Annotated in this window: 9 protein-coding genes; 6 read left to right on the top strand and 3 right to left on the bottom strand. The window is 35.5% G+C overall.

The annotated features are described in order from the left end of the window. Positions 1-8: 8 nt before the first annotated feature. The gene (locus WBG07_RS11120; RefSeq protein WP_340201328.1) at positions 9-2,645 is read right to left on the bottom strand and encodes a DEAD/DEAH box helicase family protein; all 2,637 of its coding nucleotides are present in this window, start codon (positions 2,643-2,645) and stop codon (positions 9-11) included. Positions 2,646-2,697: 52 nt separating this feature from the next. On the opposite strand from WBG07_RS11120, the gene hemB reads away from it, so the two are divergent. The 6 genes from hemB to WBG07_RS11090 are packed head-to-tail and all read left to right on the top strand — an operon-like array spanning position 2,698 to position 7,673. Beyond that, positions 2,698-3,672: a porphobilinogen synthase gene (gene hemB / locus WBG07_RS11115; RefSeq protein ID WP_340201326.1), complete on the top strand. Its 975-nt coding sequence runs from the start codon at positions 2,698-2,700 to the stop codon at positions 3,670-3,672. A 12-nt stretch (positions 3,673-3,684) separates the two neighbouring features. Beyond that, positions 3,685-4,185, top strand: coding sequence for a DinB family protein (locus tag WBG07_RS11110; RefSeq protein ID WP_340201325.1), 501 nt, complete (start codon positions 3,685-3,687; stop codon positions 4,183-4,185). A gap of 25 nt (positions 4,186-4,210) precedes the next feature. Further along, positions 4,211-5,287, top strand: a complete 1,077-nt coding sequence (locus WBG07_RS11105) for a CNNM domain-containing protein (RefSeq protein WP_340201323.1) — start codon at positions 4,211-4,213, stop codon at positions 5,285-5,287. Beyond that, entirely contained in the window at positions 5,287-5,760 is a 474-nt protein-coding gene (locus tag WBG07_RS11100; RefSeq protein ID WP_340201321.1) for a methylated-DNA--[protein]-cysteine S-methyltransferase, read from the top strand. The genes WBG07_RS11105 and WBG07_RS11100 overlap by 1 nt, the downstream gene beginning before the upstream one ends. Before the next feature lie 43 nt (positions 5,761-5,803). Next, on the top strand, positions 5,804-6,967 hold the full coding sequence (locus tag WBG07_RS11095; RefSeq protein WP_340201319.1) for a serine hydrolase domain-containing protein: 1,164 nt from the start codon (positions 5,804-5,806) through the stop codon (positions 6,965-6,967). Beyond that, a complete protein-coding gene (locus WBG07_RS11090; protein ID WP_340201317.1) occupies positions 6,960-7,673 on the top strand; it encodes a 3'-5' exonuclease in 714 nt (237 codons plus the stop codon). Before WBG07_RS11095 ends, WBG07_RS11090 begins: the two co-directional genes overlap by 8 nt. A gap of 50 nt (positions 7,674-7,723) precedes the next feature. Here WBG07_RS11090 and WBG07_RS11085 read toward each other — a convergent pair whose 3' ends face one another. After that, positions 7,724-11,026, bottom strand: coding sequence for a M4 family metallopeptidase (locus WBG07_RS11085; RefSeq protein ID WP_340201316.1), 3,303 nt, complete (start codon positions 11,024-11,026; stop codon positions 7,724-7,726). A gap of 202 nt (positions 11,027-11,228) precedes the next feature. Next, positions 11,229-12,215 (bottom strand): endonuclease/exonuclease/phosphatase family protein, encoded by a 987-nt coding sequence (locus tag WBG07_RS11080; RefSeq protein WP_340201314.1) that lies wholly within the window; start codon positions 12,213-12,215, stop codon positions 11,229-11,231. Between the last annotated feature and the right edge of the window lie 34 nt (positions 12,216-12,249).

Raw genomic sequence — 12,249 nt, 5'->3', positions numbered from 1 at the left:
AATTAATACTACCTCCAAATAACCGCTTTGCGGGTTTTCTTTTTAAAAGCGTTACTGATATGATAAATTCTAGCACGCACCAATAGCTTACGACCTTCAGGATTACGAGTGAAAATGAGCTTCGTTTTTCCCAGTTTTGCTTTCCAATGTTGCTGAAAAAGTTGTGCGTACTCTTTCTTGCCTCCAAAAATTTCGGGAACAGGATACTGCTGCTCTGTTTTAACTTGCTTTCTGAACCAATTTTTATTCGTTAACAAATATCTCGGGTTTCTTATTTCATCAACAACTTCTTCTAACGCTTTAATTATCAATTCTCCTTCCAGATCACTACATCCACCCACTATACATATCACTTCTCCATTAGAGCGAACTTCTGTTTCAATACTAACAGTCTCTTTTAAAGTGGTTAGATATCCCATCTCAGCAAGTGCAGAGACAATAACCTTTGCAATGTTGTCTACTTTGGTATGCCGAGTGCCAAATCTTACTAAAAGCGATAATGCTTTCCAAAATTTTCGTCCAAATCCTAAAGCAAGTGCTATTAATAATATGTAGACAAAATATAAAATTCCTTTTTCCATTAGTATTTTAAAGTTTCTCAATAGAAACTCTGGTAAAAAAAATGAAATGCCAATCAAAAGCTCAAAAAATGTATACATTACGGCATCTCTATAATAGAGTTTCTTTTGTTTTTGATAAGGATATTTACCCTCAGACCCTAATTTTAGCTCTCTCAACATCCCAGAACCCTTAGCTACCGCATTTTGCCACTTCTCTGCAATTAATGCTCTTTGCCGAGATTTTACCAAGGTTGCTTCATTTAGATTTTCCAATCTATTTACTTCAAAAATTTCAGGTAAATCTAAACGCTCAAACCCATTTTCAATATAGGCTGGTTCACTTTCTGAAATTCCAACAAATGCCTTAAACCTACGTTTTAATTTTGCTATATCTTTTCCTCCATCTGGTATTGTTGGATCTACACTTGCCAAGTGCCAGATAATTCCAGTTTTATTCTTATTTCCATTTTGAGATCTAATTGCTCGTCCTCGCATCTGGTTTGAGGTTACAAAAGAACCTACAAAAGAGGCTAGAATCAAAGAATTAATACTAGGTGCATCCCAGCCTTCACCTAATAATGATTTAGTACCAATAAGTATTTTAATCGCTCCTTTTTCAAACAAGCTGGTAACCATACTTGTAAGCCTTGTTTTTCCCGAAGTTTTAGCAGAAATAATCACAAAATCTTTATCAATTTCCCATTCGGTTACTCCATAATGTTTGTTAAAGCTACTTTCAACCATTCTGTCTGCCAATGCGTTCTTGTGAACTAATACAAGTGAGCCGGATAATATCCCTAAGGAAGATTTGTGTATAGAGTGCTTTCTTAAATATCTGAATATGGGAACTACCCCTATACGATTTATGGTATCAAAAAGATCATCTGGTGTTTTCAGGAATTCCTTTCTAATATAGTCTGTTAACACCACGCATCTAAGTTGGTTTCCTAAGTTTTGATATTCGGAAGCACAAATTTCTACAATGCTTTTCATTTTTACCGGACTATTAGCCAAAGAGCGATAGAGTTTATCATCACCTACAATATTTACATTTCCAGATTCCAAAATGCTCAATTTTCTAAGCCGCCCTTCTAGTTTTTTTAAATAGTCTTCAGCCTCCAACATATTTTCTCGATCTCTGATCAATAAATGTTGAAATAGTGTTTCTACCCATTGATAATCTAAAGCTGGAAATTCTATTTTTTCATTGTCAAAACCCAATACCTTCAATTTAGCTCTGGGAATTTCTATTCCTGATGCGTTCAGAAAAATTAATAGGGATGAAAAATATTCTGGCGTTTTATAAATGTCATCAAAAGCCTCCTCTGTAGCTGCATAAAACCTGTGTGATTTCAAAAAATTCAGAAAAACGGAATCCTCCTTTATCTGATCTACAAAATCAGAAATTTTTCTTCTGTATCTTACAATAGCCTCTATAGTAGCTTCTTCAGGTGTTGAAAAATAGACATAATCCTGATGCGGGCACAAATCACCTTCTTTGACTAGGCTGGGTACTGCAATCTCTTCATCTACAGGGCCACAAAGATTAAAATATCTTGAAATTTCCAGTTGCTCACTGTCATAGGGAGGGGTGGCCGTGAGCGCTACTACAGTAAAAAGTTTATCTTCTTTAAGAGCGATGAGACATTTCCACCATTCATTTTTTAAATGATGCGCCTCATCTAAAACAATACATTCAATATCATGATCATGAAAAAAGCTAAAGAAGTCCTTTTTTTCATCAAAACTCTTGAAAAAAGCATGTAGGGATTGATAGGTACTAAAAGTAATTTCGTTTGGTTTTTTTATATCGAAAGAATACTTTTTAAAAGAATCCTGATGCGTGAAAAAGGTGGATAACCTGTCTTTCCATTGATTTCTAATGGTGAGTGTAGGTGCTAATACCAATGTCTTTTTATTGATGCGCCGTACAATTTCAAGACCCAAAATTGTTTTGCCAGATCCTGGAGGCGCAATCAAATGCAAATGTTGGTCCGTACTATGTTTTTCTAGGTTTTCAAGAAAGACTGTCTGGTAACTTCTCCATGGAAATTTAAATTGTAAATCGTCTAAGAAATTCGGCAAGAAACACTCATTTTTAATGGTTAACTTTGTGCTTTTAAAAATAGTAAAATATATGTTCCCATTACGAAGAAACCGAAGGTTACGTCAAAATCATGCTATCCGAAGCTTAGTAAGAGAAACACATATTACCCCTAATGATTTTTTAGTACCTTTATTTGTGGTGGAAGGCACAAAAGTAAAAGAAGAAATACCTTCAATGCCTGGTTACTACAGGTATAGTCTAGACCTTTTACAAAAAGAAGTGAAAGCGCTTTGGGAGATGCAGCTAAAAGCAGTACTTCTGTTTGTTAAAGTTCCGGATATTTTAAAAGATAACAGAGGTACGGAAGCAATTAATAGCAATGGGTTAATGCAAAGAGCTATTAAGGCAGTAAAAGATGCAGCTCCTGAAATGGTGGTGATGACAGATGTAGCATTAGATCCTTATTCTTCTTACGGACATGATGGAATTGTAGAAAATGGAGAAATTGTAAATGATGAAACCTGCGAGGTTCTTGCAGAAATGAGCGTTTCCCATGCAAATGCTGGTGCCGATTTTGTAGCACCTAGTGATATGATGGATGGACGTATTCTCACTATTAGAGAAGCATTAGAAGAAGAAGGGTTCCTAAATACTGGTATTATGAGTTACAGTGCAAAATATGCCTCTGCTTTTTACGGTCCTTTTAGAGATGCGCTGGACTCTGCTCCTGGTTTTGGTGATAAACAAACCTATCAAATGGATCCTGCAAACCGTTTTGAAGCCATTAGAGAAACAGAAATGGATGTAGACGAAGGTGCAGATATTGTTATGGTGAAACCCGGTTTATGTTATCTAGATATTGTTCGTGAGATTAAAGACGCGGTAGATGTGCCCGTAGCCGTTTATCAAGTAAGTGGAGAATACGCAATGTTAAAAGCGGCTGCAGAAAAGGGTTGGTTGGATCATGATGCAGTTATGATAGAACAAATTACCGCTATTAAAAGAGCAGGAGCTGATGTTATAGCTAGTTATTTTGCAAAAGAAGTAGTACAGTTGATATCATAAAAAATAATGTACATGAAGAAATACTTATTTTTTATATTATTAACTCCATTATATGCATCAGCACAGGATACACCTATTTCTGCTTTCTTGATTAAATGGGAAAATTCTAAAAATTATCTATTGGAAATAGCAGAGGCTATGCCAGAGGAATTTTATGATTACAAACCTTCTGAAAGACAAATGTCTTTTGAAGAACAACTTTTGCATATTCAAAGTAATATGAATTGGTTAGGAAGTACGTATTTCAAACAAAAAAAAGTATCAAAAAAAACAGAGTACTTTACAAAAGAAACTCTTATTGTATATCTTCGAGAGTCTTTTAAAGCGATTGAAGAAGTGGTCAAAAATATCCCAGATGAAGCTTTAAAAGAGCAAGTTGAATTTTTTGCAGGTAAAAAAAGTAAGCTTCAAATTTTGAATCTCTTACAAGACCATGTTACTCACCACAGAGGGCAACTTGTTGTCTATCTTAACCTTAAAAATATTAAACCTCCGCGGTATAGTGGGTGGTAAATAGAATAATAAATATCAAAACTTTATGGCAGGTCTCTTAACATTTGCAATTTTATCGATTTTAGTTTCTTTCCTTTGCTCCATACTTGAAGCAGTTTTACTGAGTATAACTCCTACTTTCATAAATGTAAAAAAACAGGAAGGTAAAAAAACTGGAGAAAAACTGGAAGCCCTTAAAAATGATATAGATAAGCCCTTAATTGCTATACTTACCCTTAATACTATTGCTCATACTGTTGGAGCCATTGGTGTAGGCGCTACTGCAGAAGAGGCTTTTGGCACAGGAAATAATGTAGTAGGTATTGTCTCTGCGATTATGACAGCACTTATTCTTATTGTTTCAGAAATTATTCCAAAAACTATTGGGGCTACTTATTGGAAACAACTCTCTGGGTTTGCTGCTACTACATTAGATATTATTATATTTCCTTTAAAATATACTGGTATTTTATGGCTTTTACAGCTTACCACAAAACTTATAGGTGGGAAAAGTGCCCATGGCTCTGTATTTAGCAGGGAAGATTTTACGGCAATGACAGAGATTGCACAAGAAGAAGGTGTTTTTGAAGAATCTGAAAGTAAGGTGATTAAAAACTTGTTAAAATTTAAAGAAGTACAAGCTAAAGATATAATGACTCCTAGAACGGTCATAAAAATTGAAAAGGGAGAAACGCCTATAGAAGACTTTTTTAAAGCCAATCCAAAATTACGCTTCTCAAGAATACCTGTTTTTGAAGGTAAGGAAGATAATATTACCGGTTTTGTATTAAAAGATCAATTGCTAGAGGAAATTATAAATGGGAATGGTAGCGCTAGCATGTCCAGCATAAAAAGAGATTTACTAATTACCAAAAGATCTACACCTTTACCTGATTTATTTGAAACCTTTATTTCTAACAAAGATCATATTGCACTAGTGGTAGATGAGTTCGGTTCGGTTAGCGGTTTGGTCACTATGGAAGACATCATAGAAACATTACTAGGATTAGAAATTGTAGATGAAAGTGATCATGTAGAAGATTTACAACTACTAGCGCGTCGCAATTGGCAAAAAAGAGCAGAACGTTTAGGTATTATTCAAGGTACAGATACAAAAGAATAATGGAAGAGGTTTATATAAAAACTCCTCTAGGAATGGCTTATATAAAAGGCTCTGCAAAGGGTTTAACTTCTATACATATCTTAGATGCTGAAATTAAAACCACAACTGTAATTCCGCCCGAACTGGAGGATGTAGTGTATCAACTTCAAGAATATTTTGAAGGAAGAAGAACAAATTTTGATCTTAACTTACTACCAGAGGGTACTAGTTTTCAAAAACGTGTTTGGAAAGCATTGGAGGAAATCCCTTATGGAGCCACTGTCTCCTATTTAGAACTTTCAAGAACGTTAGGTGACGAAAAAGCCATCAGAGCAGTAGCTGCTGCTAATGGTAAAAATCCATTTTGGATTGTTGTTCCCTGCCATAGAGTTATTGGTAGTGATGGTTCATTAACTGGATATGCAGGCGGTCTATGGCGCAAAAAATGGCTGTTAGAACATGAAAATCCATCTCCGCAACAATCCCTTTTTTAGTATTCATAAAATAGATTATATTTAGTACGTAAAATCTTATAATATGCGTTTTGTCAAATCTTTTTTTAAATGGTTACTTATTCTAATTGCCCTTTTTGTAGCAGCCCTTTACATTTTTGATTATGATTATATTCTCAAAGCGGCAAGAACCATTTACGGGCAAGGACATAAAACGGCATATCTAGATGATTATAAAGTTTTTGATACCCGAATTATTAAAAAATCTTCCAATCCGCAATCTTGGTCTCTTCACAAAGACTATAATAATGCTACTTCTACAGAAATTCTGAACAAACTTCATGTAAAAAACGGCACTGTTGCTTTCCTAATTATTAAAAATGATAGCATTTGGTTTGAAGAATACAGAGAAGATTACACAAAAGATTCCAAGAGTAATTCCTTTTCTATGGCTAAAAGTATCGTTTCTGCTTTATTAGGCAAAGCAATTAAAGATGGGTATATTAAAAGTGTAGATCAACCTCTCACAGACTTTTATCCAGAATTTACTAGTGATTTTGCAAAGAAAGTCACTGTAGGAGATCTTGCAACCATGTCTAGTGGTCTGGATTGGGATGAAGCATACTATAGCCCTTTTTCTGTTACTACCAGAGCTTATTTTGAAGATGAATTAGATAAGATCATGCTAAATCTGAAAATTATTGAAGAACCCGGGAAGGAATTTAAATATTTAAGCGGAAGTACTCAATTATTAGGAATGCTAATAGGCAAGGCTTCCGGGAAAACACTTGCCGAATATTTATCAGAAGGGTTTTGGCAACCTATGGGTGCAGAAAATGATGCGGTTTGGCAATTAGATAGTAAAGAAAATGGTTTAGAAAAAGCGTATTGCTGTATTGGAAGTAATGCCAGAGATTTTGCAAGAATGGGAAAATTATATAAGGATCTAGGTAACTGGAAGGGAAAACAAATTTTAGATACTGCTTTTGTAAAAATGTCTGTTACACCAAGATTTAAGGAAACTCCTGCATATGGATATAGTTGGTGGTTACCTTTTCATCTTGATAGACAATTTTTTATGATGCGCGGGCATTTGGGTCAATATGTTATCGTACAACCAGAAGATAACATGATTATTGTGCGTTTAGGACATAGGCGAACCGAATATTACCGACCAAAAACTAATTTTACAGACGATATCTACATCTATATAGAAGAAGCTTATAAAATGACAGGATTGTATGATTAGTAAACTTAATTTTGAAAATGTTCTATTCTTAGATATAGAAACAGTTCCAGAATATATGGATTTTGCAGAGCTTGATGAAGTGCGCAAAGAGTTATGGGAAGCAAAATCAAAATACCAACGTAAAGATGAATACAGTGCAGAAGCATTTTATGATAGGGCAGGAATTTGGGCAGAATTTGGTAAAATAATTTGTATTTCTGTTGGTTATTTTGTCTTAAAAGGAAGTGTAAGAAACTTTAGAGTTACTACCTTCCATGGAGATGAAGTGAAATTGTTAAAAGAATTCAAAGCATTGCTAGAAACCCATTTTAATAGACCTGCTCATTTGCTTTGTGCACACAATGGAAAAGAGTTTGATTTTCCATACATCGCAAGACGTATGATTATTCATCATATTACTTTACCCACCAAGCTGAATCTTTTTGGTAAAAAACCATGGGAAATTCCTCATCTTGACACGATGGAGCTATGGAAATTTGGTGATTATAAACATTATACCTCTTTAAAATTATTAACTAACATCTTAGGAATTCCCTCTCCAAAGGGTGATATAGATGGTAGCCAGGTACGAGACGTTTATTACAATGATAATGATATTGATAGGATTATAGAATACTGTGAGCGGGATACTATAGCAGTTGCTCAAATACTTTTAAGACTTAAAGGAAAACCATTGCTTGAAGACAGTGATATTTTAAGTGTATAAAAAAAACCGAGCCTCTCAGCTCGGTTTTTTCTTTGGTTGGTTTGTGTTATTTATTGTTTAATGAACTTTTTAATCATTGTTTCTTCTTCATCGCTTACGGAAATAAGGTAAACACCTTTTGCCAATGAAGACACATTAATTTGATTGTCTTGAAGTTTACCAGACATCATCGTCTGTCCAATTAAATTGGTAATACTATAAGTAGCCTCAGCGTTATCTATTCGTTTTAAAGAAAGTGTATTTAAAACTGGGTTAGGATAGATATTGAAACCATCAATTTCAACGCCATTTTCGCCTGTAAAAGTTTGAACTCCTCCGCCTAAAGCTAATGCATTAAATGTACTTACACCCGCTCCACCGCTCTTACCCGTAATCGTAATCTGGTCAATATAGACTTGATCACTATTGGTACTCGCATCACATTGAATTCTAAATTGAGCATTCGTTGGAAAGCTATAGTTTGCTTTACTAATAGTGACTGTTGCAGAATAAAAACTTCCGTTATTAAAACTACTACCACTAGCGTAGGTAGCCACAGTGTTCCATGAAGAACCATCATAGAACCTTACCCAAAAGTCTTCTCCATTCTCCATGCTATTTGCATAGAAATAGAACTCTACATCAATTTCATCGTAAGAAGTAACATCAAAAGAGCCTAAAGTCATAGAAGAAGGAACTCCTGAATTATCTCTTAGCCTCATAGAACGACTTCCTTCATAAGAGAAAGTGCCTGAGTATCTGAAACAATCAGAACCGCCATCTACCCATCCGTCAAGACCGGTTTCAAAGAAACCTTGATGAAGTACATCACTTACGGGGCCTCCGCCACCTCCAGACTGAGTTGTGACCGTAGCAACATTACTAGATGGAGAAATATTACCTGCTGCATCTTTGGCTTGTACTGAGAAACTATAGGTTGTAGAAGCAGTTAGACCTGTTATACCTGTAGAGGTATTTGCTGTTGATCCTAATAAGGTAGTACCTTGATATACATCATACTCCGTAACACCTACATTATCTGTAGCCGCGTTCCAAGATAGGTCTAAGGTAGTTTGCGTTACATTAGAAGCAGTTAAGGCAGAAGGAGCAGTTGGTGCTTGTGTATCTGCTCCACTGCCTCCAATATTTACTGTATAATCTTCAACCTCTCCATACGTAAAGGTTTCACATGCTGTTGGTATTCCGTTATATTTCATAGAAACCCTCATTCTGGTAGCTCCATCTGTTGCAGACGTTGGTACTGTAAAGCTTCCAGATACGGGCGTAGTGGTTGAAGCAGTACGACTGTATACCAATTCACCAGCATCATCAAAGTCGTTATCTTGGTTATAGTCTATCCAAACTGCATAGCCTTCTGCATAGACTGTTCCTGTCCATGTAGGAGTAATTGTAATGGTTGCCGAAGCTCCTTTAGATAGATCTGTACTAAGAGACGTAAAATCTGCATAGCCCCCATTTGATCCTGATGTGTTATTTATACTTCCTAATTGTACAGTCCCAATAAATTCATCTCCAACATTGGTTCCTTGAGATGCGCAGTAATTAGTAGTACCGCCACCACCGTATGAAGAGCCAACCCCTACAGCATACCAAGCGTCGGTTACAGCAATTTCTTCTGCAGATCCTGCACCGTATAAATCAATAGCTGCCTGAATTCCAAATGAACGTGCATTTGCATGTGTAGAATTAGCAGATAAATACACATTCTCTAACCTATAAGCAATGGCTGCTGCCTTAGAAATTCCTATAGCAGAGACCGTATAATTGCTTCCTATATCATTAGTTCCAGACCCGCCAGCAGATAATAAGTAAAACCAATGGTTTAGTAATCCTGAATTGGTATGTACTCCGCAGTAATCATTAAATCGTGTAGGTGTACCACAGTTAGGATTTATCCAATAAGTACCTCCATAAGTATCTGGTTGTCCTTTTGATTTTGGATCACTCATTGAACGTAAGGCTGATGAGCCAGTTCTGCGGTCAATTTCATCTCCTATCAACCAAACTGCCGCAGAAGGTGCTGTATCATTTCCATTTCCTTTGGCAAAATGCTCCACCGCTGCTCCCCAAATATCAGAGAAACCTTCGTTTAAAGCACCTGACTCTCTTTGATAGGCAAGATTTGCCGTAAATGAGCATACGGCATGACCAATTTCATGAGCCGCTACATCAATACTTGTCAATGCATCAAAGTTTCCGTTTCCTTCATTTCCATTGGAGCTTCCATCTCCATAAGACATTACAGAACCGTTCCAGAAAGCATTGTCATAGTTATTATCTACATGCACATAACTTCTTATCTGCGCCCCAGAGTTATCATAACTATTTCTTCCGTGAATACTAGACCAATAATCATAAGTCATCATCGCACCCCAATGTGCATCAAGTGCAGCGTCATCTTTGTTGATACTATGCTCTGATGTTGTCCAGTTATTATCATTATCTGTAAAATCAGCATAGTTGTTGATATACGGATAAGTACTTCCAGGAGCCTGATTCAAGGCATCTCTGGTGTATACTTTTCTAGAAGCATCGTTCAGGGTATAATTTGAACCACTTAAAGTAGTCTCAATTGTTTGAGTACCGCTATATCGTGTTTGAGCAGTCCCAGAAACCATCATTCCTACTGCTTTTTTTGCTTTAGCGAGTTCTTCTTTGGATACCTTTCCAACATGACCAAAAGTAGTAGCGTGTTTTATAATGGCATTATAAAACAAGGCTTCTCCTGTTAAAGCATCAATATAAAGATCTCCTCTACTTACAGGGTTAGTTGCATAAATATCAAATCTATAGGCTAGTTTGTAAATATTTCCTCTGGATTGTTGATCAAATAATGGAATCACTACCAACTCTCCTTTTGGTTTTTGGTAATTATCCATTTCTTTCGCTGCTTCTGGATACTCCCATAAATAGTTTTGTGCTCCAATATGACTAATTGCTTTAGAGAACGCATCCTGATTAGATAATTTAGGAGTGGTAATTAAATCCGTAATTTCATAATATTCTCCAGAAATAGAAGAAACCTTCCCATTCTTGGCATGAATTGAATAGGTACCAAATTCTACTTTGATTCCTTTATAAAATTGTTGATATTTTTCGTGGGTAAATCCTATTTTATCTACTTCAGAACGAAGTCTTGAATAAGTATCATTACTTGAAAGTTTAAGCTGTTCACGAAGAACTTTCATAGGTTCGTTTAGTTGATAAGCGGCTGATTTTTGAAAAACTACCAGCTTAGGCTTTCCGTTGTCGTCACTTACCCTACTAACAATATTATCTGTTTCCTGTGCATTCAATAGCAAGGAACATCCTAAAGTTAATAAGAAAGTACTTTTGAGTAAATTTTTCTTCATGTAAAGTGTTTAAAATTTAATATTTAAGTGATTGGTTTCTAACAAATATGTTAAAAAAAGTTAAAAAAGTAGATGAAAGAGCAATTCAATTCGATGAAATGCACTTTATTAACATAACTGTTTAATTTTTCCCAAAAAAGTCTCATCAGGTGTTAAAGAAACCTGACTAAATAGTATGGTTTTACCGTAAAAATTAGATTTCTTAATCGGCTCTTGTATACTTAAGTTGCACATATACAGGGAAATGGTCACTGTAACCGCCTAAGTATTTTTTACCTACATAGGTTCTAAAGGGATTCCCTTTATAGCTGCCTTTCCATTCTGCAAGAAAGCGTTCATCAAAGATATCTGCGTGCGCAAAATGATGAGTTCCTCTTTCCATTTTTAGAAAATTATGAGAAAGAATAATTTGATCAAATAAATTCCATTGTTTCCTATAATTAAGGCTTCCTCTGTCTTGCCCCATCAATTGCTCCATAGGATTTATAAGGGTGGAGGTTAATAAGTGATTCTTAATACTTTCACTGTGTGGATCATCATTAAAGTCTCCCATAATCAAAATACCCGGATCTTCTTCTTGATTCTGAATTCCTTCCACTACTTGTTTTACATTCTGTGCCGCTGCTATACGTTTATCACTAGTTTCGTTTGCACCACTTCGTCTGGATGGCCAATGATTTACTAACACATGAATGCGCTCTTTGTTTAATTCACCTGTAACGTGCAGTACATCTCTGGTATAATCACGTTCCCCAAATTCATTAAACAAAAGCAGTGGGATTGTTTTGGTGTCTTTAACTTCAAAGGTGTCTTTTTGATAAATAAGCGCCGTATCTATACCGCGCTCATCTGGTGAATCATAATGCACAACTCCGTAGTTTTTATTTTTTAAATGTTTTGATTCAATCAAGTCTGTTACCACATTTTTATTTTCAACCTCTGCCAACCCAATAATAGATGGAGGTCTTCTGGTTTTATCAAAACCTACATTGGAAATTGCTTTGCCTAATTTAAATAGTTTGCTTTCATACTTTTTAGGTGTCCATTTTTTTTCTGAATTCGGTAGAAAATCATCGTCTAGAGTTCTCTTATCATCTTTGGTGTCAAAAAGGTTTTCTAAATTATAAAAAGCAACTGTATAAGTTGAAGTATCTTTGGAATTACGCTTAAAAAATGACTCTTTCTTCATAGGAATGATCTTGAACTGGTAATTTACTAAAATC

This window comes from Ascidiimonas meishanensis (assembly GCF_037782385.1).
Classification (GTDB): domain Bacteria; phylum Bacteroidota; class Bacteroidia; order Flavobacteriales; family Flavobacteriaceae; genus Ascidiimonas; species Ascidiimonas meishanensis.
This window is presented reverse-complemented; position numbering and strand designations above follow the sequence as displayed.